The following is a 20,838-nucleotide window of genomic DNA, read 5'->3' as shown; positions in this document are numbered from 1 at the left end:
GGATCATGAGGCGCGGGATATATCCTTCACACCGCGACCACTATATAAATGGAGGGAATAAAGATGTCGGTGATCGAAAGAGAAGTAACGGAAACGAAAGAGCAAAACGCATGGAGAGGCTTCAAACCTGGCAAATGGATGAGAGAAGTGGATACTCGCGATTTTATCCAAAGCAACATCAATCCTTATGCAGGCAATGAATCCTTCTTGAAAGGTGCAACAGCCAACACGAAAGCATTGTGGGATATCGTATCGCAGCTGTCCGTGAAAGAACGGGAAGCCGGCGGGGTCCTGGATGTAGACGTGAACACGCCATCCACGATCACTTCCCATGCTCCCGGATATTTGGATCAAGCGAAGGAACAAATCGTAGGCGTTCAAGGCTCTGCTCCTTTCCAACGCACGATTCACCCCTTCGGCGGAATCAACATGGTTATCAACTCCTGCAAAGCTTATGGATTTGATCTGCCGCCTGAAATCGTAAACCTGTTTACAACAATTCGCAAAACGCATAACCAAGGCGTATTTGATGCTTATACATCGGAAATGAGAGCAGCGCGTAAAGCCGGGATCATCACAGGTCTTCCTGACGCATATGGCCGCGGTCGTATCATCGGGGACTATCGCCGCGTAGCGCTTTACGGAGTAGACTTCTTGATCAAGCAAAAGAAACAAGAATTGAATTCGCTTGAAGTGGACGTCATCGATGAGGATGTAATCCGCCTTCGCGAAGAAATTTCCGAACAAATTCGCGCTTTAAGCGAATTGAAACAACTCGGCGAAATGTACGGATTCGACATTTCCAGACCGGCGAACAATGCGAAAGAAGCTTTCCAATGGCTGTACTTTGGTTATCTTGCTGCCGTCAAAGAACAAGACGGTGCTGCCATGTCCCTCGGACGCGTATCTTCGTTCCTTGACGCTTACATCGAACGCGACTTGGCTGAAGGCACGTTGACCGAAGAAACGGCTCAAGAATTGGTTGACCATTTCGTAATGAAGCTGCGTATCGTGAAGTTCCTGAGAACCCCTGAATACAACGAACTGTTCAGCGGTGACCCAACTTGGGTAACGGAATCGATTGGCGGGATGTCGGTGAACGGGAAGACGCTGGTAACGAAGAACAGCTTCCGCTTCCTGCACACGCTCTACAACCTGGGTCCGGCTCCAGAACCGAACCTGACGGTACTCTGGTCGGAACAACTGCCTGACGCCTTCAAGAAATACTGCGCGAAGGTATCGATCGAAACCAGCTCGATTCAATACGAAAACGACGATCTGATGCGTCCGATCTACGGCGACGATTACGGGATCGCCTGCTGCGTCTCCGCGATGAGAATCGGGAAACAAATGCAATTCTTCGGCGCTCGTGCGAACTTGGCGAAAGCCCTGTTGTACGCGATCAACGGAGGTAAGGATGAGAAATCCGGAGCTCAAGTAGCCCCTGAATATCCGGCAATTACCTCGGAATATCTCGACTACAACGAAGTGAAGAAACGCTTTGTTCCGATGATGGAATGGCTGGCTAAGCTGTATGTCAATACGCTGAACGTAATCCATTACATGCACGATAAATACTGCTACGAACGGATCGAAATGGCGCTGCATGACCGCGACATTCTCCGTACGATGGCTTGCGGTATCGCCGGCTTGTCCGTTGCAGCCGATTCGCTTAGCGCGATTAAATACGCTAAAGTCAAACCGATTCGCAACGAAAACGGAATTGCCGTAGATTTCGAAATCGAGGGTGAATTCCCTTGCTACGGTAACAATGACGATCGCGTTGACCAAATTGCTGTTGAGCTGGTTGAAACGTTCATGGGCATGATCCGCAAGCACAAAACGTATCGCAACTCGCTGCCGACGCAATCGGTATTGACAATTACCTCGAACGTTGTATATGGTAAGAAAACAGGTACAACGCCTGACGGACGTAAAGCAGGCGAACCGTTTGCTCCGGGTGCGAACCCAATGCACGGCCGTGACAAGAAGGGCGCACTTGCTTCCTTGAGCTCGGTTGCGAAGCTGCCTTATGAGCACAGCTTGGACGGCATCTCGAATACCTTCTCGATCGTGCCTAAAGCACTGGGTAAAGAAGAAGAAGCCCGTAAATCGAACCTCGTTTCGATGATGGACGGATACTTCGGCAGCCATGCGCATCACCTGAATGTCAACGTATTTGACCGTGAACAACTGCTTGACGCTATGGAACATCCGGAAAACTATCCGCAACTGACGATCCGGGTATCGGGTTATGCGGTGAACTTCATCAAGCTGACTCGTGAACAACAGCTGGATGTAATCAACCGGACATTCCATGGTAAAATGTAATCAACCTATCTGCAAACAAACAGGCAGCAACAATTGAAGCTGCACGAACGAATGGGGAGTTAGGCCTGATCGCCTTTCTCCCCATTCCTTTATCGGACGGCTTACCATGAAAGGGTGACGAAAGATGCTTAAGGGGCGCATACATTCATTGGAGACTTTCGGAACGGTAGACGGGCCGGGAATTCGTTTCGTACTCTTTATGCAGGGCTGCTTGCTGCAGTGCCAATATTGCCACAACCCGGACACCTGGAGTCTGACGGAAGGCAAAGAAATGACCGTAGAAGAGGTTCTCGCCGAAATCGAGCCATACTTGAACTATTACCGTACCTCGGGCGGCGGACTTACGGTATCCGGCGGTGAAGCGACGCTGCAGGCGCCGTTTGTAACGGAACTGTTCCGAGAAGTGAAGAAACGCTGGAACCTTCATACAACGCTGGATACGAACGGGTATAACGATGGGGACAAGATCCGCGATTTGCTGGACGTCACCGATTTGGTCCTGCTGGATTTGAAGCATATCGACAATGAGAAGCATATCAAGCTGACCGGCAAGCCTAATGATCGGATGTTAAAGATCGCCCGCTGGTTGTCCGACCATGATCGTAAAATGTGGATCCGCCACGTTTACGTACCCGGGATCCATGGCGATGAGGAGGATTTGCTGGAGCTTGGGCGATTTATCGGCAGTCTGAAAGGCGTGGAGAAATTCGAAATTCTCCCGTATCACCAAATGGGCGTTTACAAATGGCAGGAGCTCGGTTGGGCTTACCCGCTGGAAGGTGTTCCTTCCCCAACGGATGAAGAGATCGAACGAGCCCATCAGTTGATTCGCGAAGGGGAGCAGCAAACCGCAGCGAAACTCTAAACTTCATGTCATAATGTCTAACATAAAAATCAAACCAATCCATCCAAAACGGTTAAACCTTTCAGTGCATGTTAGGTTTAACCGTTTTCATTTTGCGATTTAGATGATATTATCCCCTTAATAGAAAAATGTCCTCCTTATCAAAGGTGGTGGCGCTTTCTATAATGAGGGTGTATCACATAAACGAGTTTGAGGAGGGTCTAGAAAACATGAGGAAGAGTTTAGTGCTGCTGCTGTCTCTTGTGTTTATCGCATCCGCGCTGCTAGCGGGCTGCGGCAATTCCGGCAACAACGGAAAGAACGCTGCCCCTGCAAATGAAGGTCAAGGCACGTCGAATGCGGGGACGGAAACGGAAACGGAAACGAATAATGATCCGTTTGAAATTACGATTCGCCACACGCAGGTTGGGGAATCGAAGAAATTCCGCCTAGCGATGCTGGAAGACGTCGTCAAACAAACGGAAGCTGCTGTACCGGGCCTAACCATCAAACTGGATGCGGTAGATTCTGAAGTAAACCGCAAAGAAAAGCTGCGGGGCGAAATGGCCGCCGGCAAACCGCCGGAAATCTTCGACGTATTTGGCAGTCCAGATGCCCAGCTGTATGCAAAAGAAGGCTTGATGCTGGACTTAACGCCAATCATCGAGGAATTGGGGATTAAAGATAAATTTACGACACTGGATCCGTTTACCTTGGACGGCAAAGTGTACGGCCTGCCGATCGGGGGTTCGATCGAAGGGTACTTCTACAATAAAGATTATTTCGAATCCAAGGGGTTAACGGTGCCGAAGACGCTTGGCGAACTGGAGCAGCTTGCCGAGAAGATCAAAGCGGACGGCAAGATCCCGTTTGCTCAATCCTCTAAGGATGCTTGGATTCCGCTGATGACGACCAACAACCTGTGGTCGTATTACGCCGGACCGGAAATCACTTACGGATTCAAGACGGGTACTACGAAATGGACCGACGAGAATATGGTCAAGGCGATCGCTAAACATCAAGAATGGGTGCAAAAAGGATATTACAAAAAAGGCGAGCTTGGCTTCGAATACGCGGATATGAGAAACCAAGTCATTACGGGCGAAGCGATCATGATGATGGACGGCTCCTGGGCCAACTCCGTCTTCCGCGATCCGGCTCAAGCCGGCGATATGGTCGGCAAAATCGGTTTCTTCAACATGCCGCCGGTGAACGCCGGCGATCCGGTGGTCGTGATGCAGGACGCCAACAACGGTTACGGCTTCTCCAGCGCTGTTGCGGAGGATCCGCGCAAGCTCGCTGCCGTTAAGGAGTTCATCAAGAATATGTGGACGGATGAAATGCAGTTGCGCGGCTTGAAGGAAGATGGCGTACTGCCGGCCATGAAGATGGATCTGGAGCAGATGAAAACGGCGTCCGACGACCCGTTGATGCAGGATATTTTCAAAGCGGTGAGCGAAATCGGCACTTCCTTCCCGGCGTTTGACGCGTTGGTGCAAGCCGAAGTCAACACAGCGCTTAGTATGGGCATCCAACAAATCATCGGCGGCGAAATCGAACCGGCGAAGATGCTGGAAAATGTGCAAGCGGCGCAAGAGGCGGCCAATGCCGCAGCGGAATAACCGCTTAGTATGATCATTGAGCAAGGGCGTCACCCGCCGGCAGCGGTCCTGGGGACGCCCTTGCTTCCAACTACGGAGGTATTGGCATGAACAAAGCGCTCAGAAGTCCTCTGATTTATGGTTTATTTGTTCTCCCGGCATTAATTTTGTTTGTTGCCTTTTTCATCTATCCGATCTTTACGGCCATCAACAACAGCTTTACCAGCTGGAACGGCATTTCCAAGCATATGAATTACATCGGTTTGGACAACTATGTGATGGCATTTGAGGATCAAGCCTTTTGGAAATCGGTACGGAACAATGTGTATTTCATTTTGTTTTCCTGTTTAATTCAAGTTCCGCTGATCGTTTTCTTCTCTCTATTAATTGCCAACGTCAAGAAGCTGAAAGGCCTCTACAAGACAGCCGTCTTTATGCCCTCGATAATGTCTACCGCCGTTATCGGCATTTTGTGGGGGTTCATCTACAACCCGGATTACGGTTTGATGAACGAGTTGCTGGGGTTGTTCGGCATTTCTCCGGTGTACTGGCTGTCTGACAAGAATTGGGCGATGATCTCCATCCTTATCACGAATGCTTGGCAGTGGACAGGATTCTACATCGTGATGGTGCTGGCGGCAATTTTGGCGATCCCCCGCGAGCTGGACGAGGCTGCGGCGATTGACGGAGCGAATGGCATCCAACGGGCGTTTAGAATCACGATCCCGTTGATCATGCCGATCATCAGCGTAGTAGTCATGCTGTCGGTGGCCGGTGCGATGAAAGCGGCCGACATCGTGCTCGTGATGACCAAAGGCGGGCCGGCCGGTTCAACAGACGTTATGGCGACCTATATGATCCGCTACGCGATCACCAGCTTCCGCCATGGTTTCGGTAACGCCATCGCCGTGCTCATCTTCGTATTTACGATCATCATTACGGCCTTGTACCAAATCCTCGTGGTCCGACGCACAGAAAGGATTGAATACTGATGAGAGTGCTAAAAAAGACGATCCCACATCTGTTTCTGATGGCGTATCTGCTCATCATTTTGTATCCATTTCTGTTCGTGTTGTTTTCCTCGGTCAAAACCGATAACCAGGCGATCGCATCCAATCCATTTGGCCTGCCGTCGTCGATCATTTTCGACAATTACGTCAATGCTTGGGTAAACGCCAAGATCAGTACCTTTTTCTTTAACAGCTTGTACATCGGCGTATTGTCGGCATGTCTTTCCATCCTGTTTGCGGCGATGCTGGCGTTTGCCGTCACGCGTATGCGGTTCAACCGGATCAGCGCCATCGTGTTCCAGCTCATCCTGCTGGGGATGTTGATTCCCAACAACTCGCTGCTGCTGCCGATTTACGGCATGATGCGCAATCTGAACGTGCTCGATACGCATATGGCGTTAATTTTACCTTACGTAGCGAACGCAATTCCGTTTTCGGTGATCATTTTGGCGGCGTTTATGCGCTCCATCCCCGGTGAAATCGAGGAAGCCGCGGTAATGGACGGCTTAGGTTCGGCCGGCATGTTCTTCCGAGTTATGCTCCCGCTGACAGTACCGGCGATCGTAACGGTGTTTATTATCAATTTCCTCGGCAACTGGAACGAATTTTTGCTGGCGAACTATTTTCTGTCCAGTGAAGAATTGCGTACGCTCCCGGTGGGCATGGTTGGCTTCCGCGATGCGTACAACACGAACTACGCACAGATGTCGGCAGGGATCGTGTTCAGCGTGCTGCCGGTCATGATCATCTATGCCATCCTCCAGGAAAAAATAATTGAAGGCGTTACGGCTGGCAGCGTTAAAGGATAGACGGAGGCGTGTTAGAATAAGGTTAGTCTTAGCAATTGGGAGCTGCCGCCGATGAATTTGCGTATTAAGCTGTTTACCGCCTTTTTAGGGTTAGTCATTATTCCTTTATTTGTCCTTGGCATCATTACGTTCTTAATCACGTTTAATTCGATCGAGAAGAAATACAGCCAGCAGGCGGAATATTCGCTGAAGGCGATCGGCTACAGCATCAAGAACGTCTTTCAGGAGATGGATAACGTTACGGATAACGGCATCGCCAAAGGGGTGTTCCAGGCTGCTTTATCGGCCAAGGATCCGGATACTCAGGATTTGACGGCCACCAGCCAGCTGGAGCTGAACGCCAATCAGCGGAATTTCCGGTCCCTGCTGTACAGTCACCCGGCGATCGACTATGCGTTTCTGTACAACATTCACGGGGGCCGGAAATCCAATGTCATCGCCATCTTTAACAAGGAAAATTTTGAGACGCTGCCCTATGAGCAATTCAAGGAGCATCCTTTATATAATGACGTGATGGCCCTCAACGGCCAACCCAAATGGATCGCTCCGCACGAATACCCGGAATTGACCGGCTCGGACAATGTGTTTACGCAGATTCGTCTGATTAAGGAGCTCAGCAATCTGGAACGGGTTGGCGTTTTGGTGGTGCAAATCAAGAACTGGGAGTTCGAGAAGATTTTTCAGAACCTGAAGCTGGGCAGCCAAATGCGGGATACCCGGTTTATGCTGGTTAACGACAAGGGCCTGATTCTCTACGATTATCAATCGGAGCTGGACGGTCAGCCTATCGGCTCATTCTTACCGAAGGAATGGGAGTTCGGCGACGGATATCGGAGTTTTAAAGGGAAGTTTAACAGCCAAGAGAGCGTGATCTCGATCTACAAATTGCAGGATTACCCATGGAGCCTCGTATCGGTAACCTCCTGGAGCTATTTATCGCAAGAGGTGACGACCTTTGCCAAATGGTTTGTCGCGATTATCTGCGTATGCGTATTGACGGCGATGTTGTTTAACCTGTTGTTTATGAACCGAATTACGGGGACGATCGGCGTGATCGTGCGGTTCATGCGCAAGGTCGAGAGCGGCGACCTCCATGCACGGGTGGATGAGAAGGGCGATGACGAGCTGCTTCTGCTGCAAAAAGGCTTCAACAACCAGATGGATAAAATCAACGAGCTGTTCGAGCAAGTCAAAAGGGAACAGCTGCAGAAAGCCAATGCGGAGTTGCGCGTCCTCCAGGCTCAGATTAAGCCGCATTTTCTGTTTAATACGCTGGAGTCGATCAACGTGTTGGCGGTTCAGAACGAGGGACGCAAAGTAAGTGAAATGGTGCTGCGATTGGCGAGTATTTTGCGAATCAGTATTCAAGATAAAGAGGAAATCAAGTTAAACCTGGAAGTCGAGCATCTGCGGAGTTATTTAGAAATTCAAAAGTTTCGATTCGAAGAGCTGTTCGAGTATTCGATCGAGCTTCCGGATGAAATGATGAATTGTCTGCTCTTGAAATTAACCCTGCAGCCGCTTGTGGAGAACAGCATTCAGCACGGGTTTGAGGGTATCGATTATAAAGGCAAGATCACGGTCACGGGGAGAATGGAGCAAGACCGTATCCTGCTGCGGATTGAAGATAACGGAATTGGGATGACCAACGAGCAATTGGCAAAGATTCAATACGCGGATCTGGACGATCCGACCTATCGGTCCATGGCGCCGTATCCCAATCATGAACGCCGGGGTCTGGGACTCCGTAGTGTATATGATCGGTTGAGATTCCAGTATGGGAACAGGTATGGATTGTTTATTTGTTCGCAGCCCGGGTATGGGACGACGATTCAGTGTGTGATACCAAGATATGGGGCGGGTGATAACGATGAGATTAAAAGCGTTGCTGGTTGACGATGAAATTCATATTCTCACGAACTTGTCGAAGGTATTGCCTTGGGAAGAAATGGGGTTCGAATCCGTCTTGCTGGCCAAGAACGGAAAGGAAGCGTTAGAGATGGCCTCGATACATCGTCCCGACTTGATCTTAAGCGATATCCGCATGCCGGTGATGGACGGCATCCAACTGCTGCAGGAGGTCCGCGAGCTGGGAATTCCCTGCGAAATCCTGCTGTTGACCGGCTATCAGGAATTTGAGTATGCTCGAACTGCCCTCCGCTATGGGGTAAAGGATTATATTTGTAAGCCCATCAATTATTTTGAACTGGAGGATACGGTTCGGGGCGTTGCCAAGCAGATTCGTGAGAAACGCAAAAACCTGAACAAGGAGCAGCGGCTAAATCAGGTGGTGGATCTGGCGAATGAAAACTTCTTGCTGCATTCCTTGTTGGGACAGGAAGCGGAAGGAGAAGGGCTGTTATGGGACGACGAGGACGGTGAAGTCGAGCAACGGCGTTACGCCATGCTTCTGATGGATCTGGAAGGGTATTCTCATCGTTCAATCGCTTGGACGCTCCATGAGCGTAAAGCCTGGAACTTGCACATCAAGCATGTGTTAAAAGAAACCTTTGGTGCGGTGCTTGCCGGCTTGACCGTACTCCAAATCCGTGAGGGAGAATGGTGTATGGTGTTTCCGGTCACCGAATCGGATCAATCGGTTGAGGAGGAGGCGCTGGTGCCTGGATTTGAGCGGATCCGGCAGTTGATCCACAGCAAGGAGGAGCTGCCGGTACGCATGTGCATGTCCGCACAGCCTCACCGTTTTCAAGAATTATCGGATTTGTACCATCGCTTGCAGCATCGGTTGATTTTAGGTTCGGTGCAGGAAGGGTTCGTTAGGGTCGACACGGCACCGGCGGACGACGCCCGCTCCGGTACCGATGCCATGGAGCTGCAGTGGGGTTGGATCGAGCAGCTTGGAACCGGGTTGCGTAACGGAAGTCAGGAGGTTTTGGACCGTATCTCCGGAGAGCTGAAAACGTACATCGGTGGCTTGGATGAACAACGGGCCGGTGCAGCGGAGAAGCTGATGCACTATCTGCTGATCCATCTGCTGCGCGAAATGCGCGAGCTGCAAATGCTGCCGCGAGAGCAGGAAGAAGCGCTGTGGCAGCGGCTGCAGGAGCCGATGAGCCTGATGGAGCTGCTGTCGCTGATCGTTTCGCTGATCGAGCATTCGCGAAGCTGCCTGTCGGCGAAGAAGTCCACGGAGCTGCTGATGATGTCCGCGCAGAACTATATCCAGAACCATCTCGGTCGAGATTTTGGAATTGAGGATATCGCCGATTATCTTGGGATCAGCAGCAGCTATTTCTGTCTGCTTTTTAAGAACCATTTTGGCGAAACGTTTGTGGAGTACTTAACGAAGCAGCGGATGGAGATGGCCAAATGCCTGCTGCGCAGCAGCGAGCGTTCGATCGCGCAGATCGGGACCTCCATTGGCTATCAAGAACGGCGGTATTTCACCAAGGTCTTCCAGAAATATACCGGCATGACGCCGTCGGATTTCCGGCAGAAGGAATCAAACGTATCTTAAGGGGGACAGCTTGTGGATTTGAAGGCATGGACGTTGGAGGAGAAGATTGGGCAGCTGTTTATTTGCGGTTTTCATAGCTTGGTGCCGGACGAACAGATTCGTACGTTAGTGGAACGTTATCATGTTGGCGGCGTCGTTTATTTCCGGCGCAATATTGCGTCGGTGGAGCAGCTCGCCGAGCTGTCGCGGAGCCTGCAAGGGCTGCCTCGCCGCAAGCCGGAGCTTCCGCTCTTCATCTCAATCGACCAGGAGGGCGGTATGGTGGCCCGGCTGGATCATGAAGGGATGAGCCGCATTCCCGGCAATATGGCGCTGGGGGCGGCCGATGATCCGGCGTTGACGGAGGAAGTAGCGCAATTGGCGGCGAAGGAGATGCTGCAGCTCGGTATTAACTTTAACTTTGCGCCCTGCGTCGACGTCAACAATAATCCGGCCAATCCCGTGATTGGCGTGCGCTCGTTTGGCGAGCGGCCGGAGCTTGTGGCCGTCCACGGAGCCGCGGCGGTGCGCGGCTACCAAGCGCAAGGCGTGATCGCGACGGCCAAGCATTTTCCCGGCCACGGGGATACGGCGGTGGATTCCCACCGCGGCTTGGCCAGCGTCCCGCACGGGAAGGAGCGCCTGCACCAGGTCGAGCTGGCGCCGTTCCGGGAAGCGATAACGACGGGCGTCGATGCGATCATGACGGCGCACGTGATCTTCCCGGCATTTGAGCCGGAAGAGATCCCGGCGACGTTGTCGCACCGGGTGCTGACCGGCTTGCTTCGTGAAGAACTGGGCTTCGGCGGACTGATCGTCACCGATTGTCTGGAGATGCAGGCGATCGCGGGGCACTACGGCATCGCCGAAGGGGCGGTGCAGGCGATCGAAGCTGGTGCGGACCTCGTGCTTGTGAGCCACACGCTGGCCGACCAGCGGGCAGCGATCGAGCGGGTGGCCGACGCCTGTCTTTTATACACATCCAGATGTGAATCTAAGACAGGTGTATATGATCGGTTGAGATTTCAGAATTGGAATAGGTATGGATTGATTTATTGTTAGCAGCCCGGGTATGGGACGACGGCGAGCGGCGGAGCGCAGCGTGACGCTCGTGAAGGGTGCGGACCGCCTGCCGCTCGAGAGCGACCAGCCGGTGCTGGTCGTCTGGCCGGAGCTGCGGCATCGCACCGAGGTGGATGAGCCGGCGGTGCATCAATATACGCTGGCGGATGCGTTGCAGCCGCTTCATGGTCAGGTGCTCTTGGCGGTGATTGGGACGCAGCCCGACAACGAGGAGATTGCCGCGGTGTTGGAACGGAGCCAAGAGGTCGACCAGATCGTTGTAGCCACTTATACGGCAGAGGGCAGCATCCCCGAAGGCCAGCAATCGCTGGTGCGTCAACTTCAGCAGCTTTCAGGCAAACGGGTTATCGTCGTGTCTACGCGAAATCCATACGATTTAAACGCGTTTTCGGAGATCGAAACGTACTTATGCTTATACGAGAACCGTCCGTTTTCCTTGGATGCGGCGGCCCAGGTTTTGGTCGGCGAGCTGCAGCCTCAGGGTGTGTTGCCCGTCAGCTTGATCCAAGCCTAAATAGAAGGGGATTTGGTAACGCCCGGGAGTGATTTCCGGGCGTTTTTTGCGGGGATTTGTCAAAAAATAAAGGAAAACACAGCAGCAAACGACTGCATTTGGCAATTTATTGTGGTGCGTGTCAGCAACTTTTCCTTTTTACTTGCGTTTAATACATTGTGAATGAATGGGAGCTAGACAAAATGGGAGAGTAAAGGGAGTTTAAGCATGAATTTAAAGAGATTGTTGATCACCACGATATTGATAGCCTCACAAATCGCCATGGTGCTTCCGGCTAGCGCGGAGGAAATCGGGCAAGGGAACAGCGTCGATTCGTCGACTGTAACACAGCAAACAGCAGATAACGGGACGATAATCGATCCAGCCGACACCATGCTACCGGGCGATTCGTCAGGTGTGCCGGATACGAATGAGGGAACTCCTACAGGGGATACGGTTCCGGGAGACGACCAGGAAGGAACAGAAACCGGTGACGAAACCGTACCGCCAACGAGTCCGGTTACACCGCCTGCGGACCAAGGCGTACTGAACCAAGGCAACTCCGGCCAATTGATTCTGATGGTGAACAGCAAGAAGATGTATCAAGACGGGAAGGAATACCTTGCCGGTTATCCGATGGAAGTGAAGGACGGCGTATCTTACATATCCATCCGAGCGATTGTGGAACGTGCCGGATTCCAGCTGTCTTTTGACAATACAACCAAAGAAACGATTATTCTGCGAGGCAACGATGAGCTTCGGTTCAAATTAAACACAACCTCCTATAAGGTGAACGGCGTAACGCAAACCATGCGGGGGAAATCCTATTCCGCCCAAAATAACTTCATGGTGCCGTTAACGGCGATCACGAAGGCCTTAAATATCTCATACTCGTATGATTCGGTTGGCAAACGGGTCATCGTCAATTTGAACACGCTGCCGACAGCTTCATTTACGATCGGCAATAAAGAAGTGATTGCAGGGGAAACGCAGGTTCAATATGTGACCAATGCTTCCTCGCCGATCGGACTTCCGATCGTAAACGAAGAATGGATCGGACGTCAGGATATGTTCACGACGCCGGGGGATTACACCGTTAGCTACCGGGTTCAGGATTCCAGCGGCCAATGGAGTAATCCGTTTACACTGACGATTCATGTCAGCAAACCGCATACCCCGCCGGTGGCGAATTTTACAACGGACAAAGACACCTACAAAATGGGTGAAATGATCACTTATACCGACCTTAGTACGGATGAAGTGGGCATCACCGAACGCGTGTGGGAAAATAAACAGCTGGCCTTCTTTACGCCGGGGCAAATGACCATTCGCTTGAAGGTTGTCAATAAATTCGGCTTGTATTCGACTGTGGAGAAGACGATTACGATTACGAACGAGACGCTCTATACGCGGGATGAATTCAACAAGCTGTTTGTACCGGTCGGCGAAGAATATACGTTCGACGGCACACAAGTTCCAAGCTGGGAACGGATCAAATACGCCTTCACTTCCGATGCGGTGACGTTGATTCGCAGCAACAGCCCGGAAACCGTCTATTCCAAGGGGATCGTGTACAAGGAATCCGCGATTGGGAATACGCGCTTCATGATCCATCATGCCAATGCGACGGGAAAAACGGTCAAAATGTACGTGATCGCTACAAACAACAACAGCGAAACGACCCGCCTGACGCAGAGCAATCTGGGCTTTGGCGGTCCAAGCAATTACGCCACGGCGGCAGGAAAAGCATCGGTTGTGCGTTACTATGAATCGATGCAGACCGGCAACAAATATAAGGACACATGGTTTGCTCCGGGGGAAAGCAAGATCATCCTGAACGAGCTTAGCGCGACAGCGATGAAGCAAGGCGATGTCATCTCGTTGTTCGCTGACTTGTATAGTGATCATACGTTAAATTACACGGTTATTATGGTCGGTCAGGAGCAGGATCCATTTAAGACGTTACCTTATCTGGGGAATTTAACACCGGATGTCCATAATCGTGGCACTTATATGGAAGCCAATCGCAACATCGAAGTCACCGACCTGATCGGTAATACGCCAACCCGGCTGTTAATTGGCGATAACTCCAGCGACCCGTTCCTGATCGGTTACGACGGTCCAACTGGGGAATATCGAATGAACGCCGGCAACTTCGGCGTCCTGTATCGGATTAAGCTGTACCGCGTCGCGCCGAACACGCTCATCACGTTTAACCCACGCGGAGGTAACTATATGGGATCGATTATGGTGAACGGCAATATCGTGGGCTTACCAAGTTCCGGTGGACTCAGCGCGCCGAACGAGAACGCCGTGTTGTTCCGCACCGGAGAGCGCGAGCAAACCGTGGATCTAATCTTTACGGCGGCTCCAGGCAGCAACTTGTCCGTCAACCTGCTGTTCCAGCAAATGCCGGAGAAGAAAAGCGAATAAGCATAAGTGAACATGAAGGCACGGCGCGGGAGCGCCGTGTTTTTTTACGTCCAAAATCCGAAGATCCTCCATCAAGTTACGCATGAAATCAATTGTGCGATTTCGCTTTCTCCTGTAAGTTGAAAGAAAGCAGGGAGAAAGGAGCGGGTAGCCTGTGAACCACTTGAAGGTGATGATTGTCGACGATGAGATTTTGGCCATCGAGCATTTGAAGCGTTTGGTCCGTTGGGAAGAACTGGGGTATACGGTGGCGGGAGAGACCGTGCATCCGCGGAAAGCGTTGGAATTGGCGACAAAGCTGAAACCGGATTTGATCTTTGTGGATATTCGGATGCCCGGCGTGGATGGCTTGATCCTGAGCGAGTGGCTGGCGGAAGCCGGAAGTCAAGCCAAGATCGTGATTCTTACCTCGTATAAGGAATTCGAATACGTCAAACGGTCGCTGCGAATTGGTGTACACGATTACTGGGTGAAGCACGAATTAACGTCGGAGTCCTTAATGCTGGAGCTGGAGAAGTTGCGGTATACCATCGACAAAGATAAGGCCATCCAAAGAAAAATGAGCAAGACGTTGCTTGAGCAGGCGAGGGCAGGGAATGAACTTTCGAACGAAGAAATGAAAGCGCTTGCTAACTATATGGCAGCGTTTGGATCCCAATACGTGTACATTGCTCTGGAGATCGATACTCCCTATCCAGTCGTGGGTCAACCTGCGGTCAGACAAGAAACGGGCGTTCAGATGACATGGGAGGTCGAGGACGGGACGAATTATCGCTGCATGGAGACGTTTGCGACGGAGGGAACTCGGGTCGGCGTATTGCTTGGGTTTGACGGTATGGTCAGCCGGAGGCGGCAACACGAGGAGCTTTTTCAGTGGAGCACGTATTTTAAACAAGCTTATTCAGAGCATTTATCTTCTTTAGGAGGTACCGTATCCGTCGCATGTTCGTTCGTGTTTCAGGAAGCGACTGGGCTGTTTCCTGCTGCGACGTGGGCGGACAAGGCGCTGGATCTGCGAATTTTCACGGGGATGGACAACGTCATGATGTATTCCGAAGAAAAGGAAGGCGCTGTCCCAACAGCGGTTCGCAAGGAGATAGATTGGGAAGCGCGGATGTATCAATTCGTCCATGATGTGGAGGAGCATCGACTTGCCGAAGTCGAAGAGGGGATCGAAACTATGTTTGCTCTCGTCAAGACAACCGCCCAACTTGAGGGATTGCGGAAGGTCTGCAATGATTTGTCCAAGGAGCTGGATCGGCTTCGTACGAGCAAGGGAAGGCAGGCATTTCGCAATGAATCTTACATAGAGATTGAAGGCACTGAAGATTGGAGTTCGCTGTCCGGAATCGCGCGTTGGTTCAAAAACCAGTTCCGAGCCATGATGGAGGACGAGCATGGGGACATCTATTCGGCGAAGGTCAGGAAAGCGATCCAATACATTCGCCGGCATTACGCTAAAGATCTAAGCATCGAACAAATCGCTGAGCATCTGGCAATCAGCGGTGACCACTTGCGGCATTGCTTCAAAAATGAAACCGGCCGCACGATCCTGGACTATTTAACGGAGGTTCGCATGGAGAAAGCCAAACGCTACTTGGTGACAGGCCAATACAAGTTATATGAGGTGGCCGAAAAAGTGGGTTACCGCAACAGTCATTATTTCAGTAAAGTGTTTCAACGCGTGACCGGACAGCATCCGCTGGAGTTCTCGGAAAGGAAACAGGATGGCAATGAGTAACTTATCCGGATTTAAGATGCGCGCTCGCATTCGCACGAAAATCATTGCCGCATGCGCTCTGATCCTGTCCTCGTCGCTGCTCATCAGCAGTTGGGTCACTTATTCGTACGTCAAGGATATCATGCGGGAGCAAGCTGTCCGGGACAATACGACGAAACTGGAACAGACGTCTTCCTTTATCAATCGCATGCAAGAGCAATTACGTGAAACGGCGGAATATATCATCAGCGATTCCGAGGTGAATGTGTTGATGGTCAAAGATCCAAACGATACGTACGAACAGAGCTATTTTAAGAAAAATAAGGTTAGGGAGAAGCTAAAGCTGTTTCCTGTGATGAATTCCAGCTTATTGAACGTGATGATTATCCGGCCGGACGGCGAGGTGTTTTCCAATTATCAAGGATATGACAGCTATTACAGAGACTATCTAAACCAGGCTTGGTTTGCCGATTATCGGATGGGGCGCAGCGAGTCGCGATTTTCGGATCCGCATGACTTCATATTTCTTAACCGAAGGCAACAGGTGATTAGCTATATCGTGAATTACAGGAACTTTAAAGACGATCTAAACGAGAGGTACTACCTGGTACTGGATTTCAACCAAAAAGATCTGGCGAGCTTATTTGAGCAGAGCAACAGGGATTTCGAACGTCTGCTTCTCTTGAATCAAGACGGGGTACCCTTGTTTGATAGCAGCCCTGGAGAGACTCGTTGGACCGATATCGGTTTGGGAGATGGGAAGTATATCGAAATCGTAGACGATTCCGTGGGGGAAGGATGGAGACAAGTCGCGGTTATCTCTAAATCTCGCCTGTATGAGCACGTAAACAAGCTTCTGCTTTTTTACACGCTGATTGTGGCTGTCAGCCTGATTGTCGTCATGATGATCCTGCTTCCGCTGCTCGTGCAACTGACTCGGCCGATCTCGAAGCTGGTTCGAGCGATGAAACGGGTATCCGCAGGCGACCTGAACACCGAATTGCATATCCGAAGCGGAGACGAAATGGAGCTGCTCGGGCTTGGATTTAACCGAATGATGAAGGATTTGAACTCGCTGATTGAATCCCTTGTGCAGGAACAGAAGGAAAAACGCAATATGCAAATCCAACTATTGTTATCGCAAATGAATCCTCATTTTATTTATAACACGTTAAATACGGTGATTTATTTAGCGCATGCTGGGAGGACAAAGGAGGTAGCCGACATGACCGCCTCATTGATCCATCTTCTGCAGAACACGATTAAAATTGGCGATGATGCCTGGTTTACGACCCTGGAGGAAGAAGTGGAGTTGGTGAAAAAATACGCTGCCATCCAAGACTGCCGCTATCCGGGACGATTTCGGATCGAATGGGACATCCAGGAAGTGCTTATGCCCTGCAAGGTCTTAAGAATGTTGCTGCAGCCGCTTGTTGAAAATGCGCTTTATCACGGGATATTCCCCTCCGAACGGCAAGGTTGGATTGGGATCTCGGCCCAGAGAACGGACCGGGGGATCGAGGTGTCCGTCATCGACAATGGGATCGGTATCAGCACCTCCCAAACGGCGCTTCCTCCTCCGAAGGCCTCTACCGGAATCGGACTCACGAATATTCGGGAACGCCTGAACTTTCACTATGGTGCACAGGCCGGCCTCGAGGTTAAGAGCTTTACAGGCGAAGGGACGGAAGTAAGGATTCACCTCCCTTTTACCGTCGAGGAGGGGAACTCTACGACCGAAGACAGCCGAATTATGAGCAAAATAACCGGGTTGTGACATTTTAACCCCATATCTAGCGGTGATAAGATCACGGTGTAAGCGGATACAAAAAGATTGTGGGAGGGGTTAATATGAAGAACAAACGTCTGAAAAAGAGTGGGGTGACGCTCTTGGTGCTGGCAATGATGATCACGGCGATATTGGCGGGGTGCGCGAAGAGCGATTCTGCCGCCAATCGGAACACCGGTGAGCCGCCGTCGGTTTCGGGTGGGACTTCGGTCAATACCGAAGGGGAAGCTCCAACGCTCGGCGGGGTTCCCACAAATATCGAAGGCGAAATCATCGTGTGGGACTGGGATGAAGCCTTCCTGACCGCGATGGTGCCGGAATTCAACAAAACCTTTCCAAACGTCAAAGTGAAATACACCGTCGTCAACAATAACGACTACATGCAAAAGCTGCAAAGCGGGATTGCTTCCGGATCGGAGGTGCCTGACGTCATCTTGGGCGAGATGAATTTCCGCGGGCAATTGTTTGATCTTGATGTGCTCGACAATCTGGAGCAAGCTCCGTACCACTTCTCCAAGGATCAACTGCTGGATTATTTGCCGCCGCTTCTCTCGAACACCAAAGGCGAGCTGGTTGGCGTCGATCAATCGATTACACCCGCCGGACTTGGGTACCGGCGAGACCTTGCCAAGGAATACCTGGGTACGGACGATCCAAGCGAATTGTCCAAGTTGCTGCCGGATTGGAATACCTTCACCCAAAAAGGGGTTGAAGTCAAAGAAAAAAGCGGTGGTGCGGTCACGATGATCGCCAGTTTCGACGATGCCTACCGCGTGTTGAAAGGGCAAACCGAGCAGCCGTACATTAATGGATCCACCATTGACTTGACGGAGCGTATGAAGGCGCCGTTCGAGAAACTGTTCACCATGCGGGACGCCGGTATTCTTGGTAAATACGAGGGGTATACCCCGGGGTGGAACGCGTCGTTTGCGAAAGGCGATAATATTTTCTATCCGATGGCTCCGTGGAGTCCCAAATGGAACGTGCAAGCCAATGATCCGGACGGCATCGGGCGCTGGGGACTGATGGCCGCGCCTGAAGGCGGTTTCACGTACGGAGGAACCTCCGTCAGTGTCTACAAGAACAGCAAAAACAAGGAAGCGGCCTGGGCTTACATTTACTTCTGCTATTTGTCCACGGAAGGCATGGAAACGAACTACAAGAAGCTGGGGAATATGCCGGGGATCAAAAGCTTTTTTGAAGAGCATCGCGATTGGCTTGAGGCTGGAACGGAGCTGGATCAGTTCTTTAATCAAAACCTGAGCTTGACGTTCTACGACGACATCGTGCCCGAAGTGACGGGATCAACCCAAACGAAATACGATTCGATCGTGCAGACGGCGTTTAATTCGCTGTTCCCGCTGTGGATGAAGGATACGAGCATCGGTGTGGACGGCGCTCTGGAGCAATTTAAGGAAGCCGTCAAGAATCAGGCCCCTGAGGCGACGATTAACTAATCGGAGAATTGCCGGGGTGAGAACGTCTCGTTTCTCACCCCAAACAATTCCTGAAGGGGGGACCAACCACGATGAGTGCTCAAACGATCGTCAATCGCAAGCCGAGGAAGGGGTTTGGAATTCGGCTGTGGCCATACTTATTTTCGCTGCCGTTCGTGCTTCTGTACTTGGCGTTTCAGTTTTATCCGGTCATCTACTCGTTTTTCTTAAGCCTTCATGAGTGGAACGGCGTTAGCGACAAACGGTATGTTGGATTCAGTAACTATGTGACGCTGTTTACGAAGGATCCGCTGTTTTATAAATCGATCTATAACACGGTTGTGATCATGCTGATGTCATTACCTGTTCTGATCTTATCCGGTATGGTGTTGGCTTATCTTATTTTTAACATGGTCAAGGGTCGCATGTTATTTCAAACGGCGAATTTTCTGCCTTATATTACTACGCCGGTCGCCATCGGCTTCATTTTTTCCTTTATGTTTGATTGGCAGACCGGGATCATCAATGCCTTATTCGTAAAGATGGGCTTCCTTACGGAAGGGATCTACTGGTTACAGGACCCTTGGCTGTCACGTATCATCATTGCAATAATGATTGTGTGGCGGAATCTGGGCTACTTTATCGCGATCTACTTGGCGGGGATGACCGCCATTTCCCAAGATGTCTACGAGGCAGCGAAGGTAGACGGATCAACAGGCTTCCACACCTTTACTCGCATCACGCTGCCGCTGCTGAGGAATATCAGCGTATTTCTGATCGTCACTTCGATCATTGGCAGCCTGCAGCTGTTTGATGAGCCGAAGCTGTTGTATGGGGGGTGGACGGCCAGCCAGGTCGGCGGACCGGACAATGCGGCCCTGACGATTATCTGGAAGTTCGTTAACGATTCGTTTATGAATGTCCGATTTGGGTATGGTGCGACGATTGCGTATGCGCTATTTATGCTGATTGTCGTCTTCTCCATTGCCAGCTATAAACTTTCCATGGGGAAGGGGGATCAGGAATGAAGGTCGTAAAATGGACGTTCCTCAGCCTAGTTACCCTCGTATCGCTGTTCCCTTTTTATGTAATGTTGATGATGTCGACGTACTATTCTGAAGATATCTTTAAGGGCCTGCCGTTGATTCCTTCCGATTATATGCTGGAAAACATGAAAACCGTATTTAAGACCAACTTTGTTCAGGTTTACTTTAACAGTATGATCGTTTCGATTTCCGCTGCTTTTATCGGCGTTTTCACAGCGACTCTGATCGGTTATGCGGTAGCGAAATACCAGTTTAAGCTGAGGAGTTTTCTACGCTATTTTATTATCATTACGATGATGGTCCCCAGTCAGGTTGGCTTGATTGGCTACGTTATCGAGATGAGAACGCTGGGGTTCGGCAACACGCTGCTCTCCGTCATCCTAATCTGGAGCGCTTGGTCGTTTGGGGCTTTTTTTATGGTGCAATTTATCAAGGACACGGTGCCAAATGAAGTGATCGAGTGTGCGAGGATCGACGGGGCGTCGGAGCCGCGAATCTTCTTTAACATCGTCATTCCGTTAATTAAGCCGGGGCTGGCCACGCTAGCGACGCTGGTGTTTCTCTGGTCATGGAACAACTACTTGCTGCCGTTGGTTACCATCAATAACAGCGACAACTATACGATCCCGCTGTTCGTTTCAACACTGGGGTTTGTCCACCGGACTGATTATGGTGCCCGAATGGCGGCGCTGGGGTTATCGACGTTGCCTGTTCTAATTATCTTCCTGTTTGGAAGCCGTTCCTTCATCAAAGGAATTACTTCAGGAGCCGTGAAGGGATAAGGGC

The 20,838-nt window shown here is 51.0% G+C and carries 13 protein-coding genes and 1 pseudogene; all 14 read left to right on the top strand.

The window, feature by feature from the left end; translation table 11 throughout:
• The first annotated feature begins 63 nt into the window (after positions 1 to 63).
• Positions 64 to 2,331, top strand: coding sequence for a formate C-acetyltransferase (pflB, locus tag BN3277_RS14115; protein ID WP_059043662.1), 2,268 nt, complete (start codon positions 64 to 66; stop codon positions 2,329 to 2,331).
• A gap of 124 nt (positions 2,332 to 2,455) precedes the next feature.
• On the top strand, positions 2,456 to 3,196 hold the full coding sequence (gene pflA, locus BN3277_RS14110) for a pyruvate formate-lyase-activating protein (protein WP_059043661.1): 741 nt from the start codon (positions 2,456 to 2,458) through the stop codon (positions 3,194 to 3,196).
• A 209-nt stretch (positions 3,197 to 3,405) separates the two neighbouring features.
• A complete protein-coding gene (locus BN3277_RS14105) occupies positions 3,406 to 4,797 on the top strand; it encodes an ABC transporter substrate-binding protein (protein ID WP_059043659.1) in 1,392 nt (463 codons plus the stop codon).
• A gap of 86 nt (positions 4,798 to 4,883) precedes the next feature.
• Positions 4,884 to 5,768, top strand: a complete 885-nt coding sequence (locus tag BN3277_RS14100; protein WP_059043657.1) for a carbohydrate ABC transporter permease — start codon at positions 4,884 to 4,886, stop codon at positions 5,766 to 5,768.
• Positions 5,768 to 6,595: a carbohydrate ABC transporter permease gene (locus BN3277_RS14095; protein WP_059043656.1), complete on the top strand. Its 828-nt coding sequence runs from the start codon at positions 5,768 to 5,770 to the stop codon at positions 6,593 to 6,595. Before BN3277_RS14100 ends, BN3277_RS14095 begins: the two co-directional genes overlap by 1 nt.
• A 51-nt stretch (positions 6,596 to 6,646) precedes the next feature.
• Positions 6,647 to 8,491 carry a cache domain-containing sensor histidine kinase gene (locus tag BN3277_RS14090; RefSeq protein ID WP_059043654.1) on the top strand — a complete coding sequence of 615 codons (1,845 nt, stop codon included), beginning with the start codon at positions 6,647 to 6,649 and terminating at the stop codon, positions 8,489 to 8,491.
• On the top strand, positions 8,466 to 10,073 hold the full coding sequence (locus BN3277_RS26245) for a response regulator (protein WP_059043652.1): 1,608 nt from the start codon (positions 8,466 to 8,468) through the stop codon (positions 10,071 to 10,073). Before BN3277_RS14090 ends, BN3277_RS26245 begins: the two co-directional genes overlap by 26 nt.
• A gap of 12 nt (positions 10,074 to 10,085) precedes the next feature.
• Positions 10,086 to 11,649 (top strand): annotated as a pseudogene (nagZ, locus tag BN3277_RS26425) (beta-N-acetylhexosaminidase).
• A 207-nt stretch (positions 11,650 to 11,856) separates the two neighbouring features.
• A complete protein-coding gene (locus BN3277_RS14070) occupies positions 11,857 to 14,061 on the top strand; it encodes a stalk domain-containing protein (RefSeq protein WP_059043650.1) in 2,205 nt (734 codons plus the stop codon).
• A 154-nt stretch (positions 14,062 to 14,215) separates the two neighbouring features.
• Positions 14,216 to 15,802: a response regulator transcription factor gene (locus tag BN3277_RS14065; protein ID WP_059043648.1), complete on the top strand. Its 1,587-nt coding sequence runs from the start codon at positions 14,216 to 14,218 to the stop codon at positions 15,800 to 15,802.
• Positions 15,795 to 17,558 (top strand): sensor histidine kinase, encoded by a 1,764-nt coding sequence (locus BN3277_RS14060; RefSeq protein WP_059043646.1) that lies wholly within the window; start codon positions 15,795 to 15,797, stop codon positions 17,556 to 17,558. Before BN3277_RS14065 ends, BN3277_RS14060 begins: the two co-directional genes overlap by 8 nt.
• A gap of 74 nt (positions 17,559 to 17,632) precedes the next feature.
• Positions 17,633 to 19,027, top strand: coding sequence for an extracellular solute-binding protein (locus BN3277_RS14055; protein WP_059043645.1), 1,395 nt, complete (start codon positions 17,633 to 17,635; stop codon positions 19,025 to 19,027).
• Positions 19,028 to 19,098: 71 nt separating this feature from the next.
• Positions 19,099 to 20,034 (top strand): carbohydrate ABC transporter permease, encoded by a 936-nt coding sequence (locus tag BN3277_RS14050; RefSeq protein WP_059043643.1) that lies wholly within the window; start codon positions 19,099 to 19,101, stop codon positions 20,032 to 20,034.
• The gene (locus BN3277_RS14045; protein WP_059043642.1) at positions 20,031 to 20,834 is read left to right on the top strand and encodes a carbohydrate ABC transporter permease; all 804 of its coding nucleotides are present in this window, start codon (positions 20,031 to 20,033) and stop codon (positions 20,832 to 20,834) included. The genes BN3277_RS14050 and BN3277_RS14045 overlap by 4 nt, the downstream gene beginning before the upstream one ends.
• Positions 20,835 to 20,838: the final 4 nt, after the last annotated feature.

Source organism: Paenibacillus rubinfantis, from assembly GCF_001486505.1.
Lineage (GTDB): Bacteria > Bacillota > Bacilli > Paenibacillales > Paenibacillaceae > Fontibacillus > Fontibacillus rubinfantis.
The sequence above is the reverse complement of the archived record's forward strand: the minus strand, read 5'-3'. Positions and strand labels throughout refer to the sequence as shown.

Bases quoted from the DNA above. Each gene is read 5' to 3' on its own strand.
- pflB (WP_059043662.1), top strand. From the start codon at position 64: ATGTCGGTGATCGAAAGAGAAGTAACGGAAACGAAAGAGCAAAACGCA.
- pflA (WP_059043661.1), top strand. From the start codon at position 2,456: ATGCTTAAGGGGCGCATACATTCATTGGAGACTTTCGGAACGGTAGAC.
- BN3277_RS14105 (WP_059043659.1), top strand. From the start codon at position 3,406: ATGAGGAAGAGTTTAGTGCTGCTGCTGTCTCTTGTGTTTATCGCATCC.
- BN3277_RS14100 (WP_059043657.1), top strand. From the start codon at position 4,884: ATGAACAAAGCGCTCAGAAGTCCTCTGATTTATGGTTTATTTGTTCTC.
- BN3277_RS14095 (WP_059043656.1), top strand. From the start codon at position 5,768: ATGAGAGTGCTAAAAAAGACGATCCCACATCTGTTTCTGATGGCGTAT.
- BN3277_RS14090 (WP_059043654.1), top strand. From the start codon at position 6,647: ATGAATTTGCGTATTAAGCTGTTTACCGCCTTTTTAGGGTTAGTCATT.
- BN3277_RS26245 (WP_059043652.1), top strand. From the start codon at position 8,466: ATGAGATTAAAAGCGTTGCTGGTTGACGATGAAATTCATATTCTCACG.
- BN3277_RS14070 (WP_059043650.1), top strand. From the start codon at position 11,857: ATGAATTTAAAGAGATTGTTGATCACCACGATATTGATAGCCTCACAA.
- BN3277_RS14060 (WP_059043646.1), top strand. From the start codon at position 15,795: ATGAGTAACTTATCCGGATTTAAGATGCGCGCTCGCATTCGCACGAAA.
- BN3277_RS14055 (WP_059043645.1), top strand. From the start codon at position 17,633: ATGAAGAACAAACGTCTGAAAAAGAGTGGGGTGACGCTCTTGGTGCTG.
- BN3277_RS14050 (WP_059043643.1), top strand. From the start codon at position 19,099: ATGAGTGCTCAAACGATCGTCAATCGCAAGCCGAGGAAGGGGTTTGGA.
- BN3277_RS14045 (WP_059043642.1), top strand. From the start codon at position 20,031: ATGAAGGTCGTAAAATGGACGTTCCTCAGCCTAGTTACCCTCGTATCG.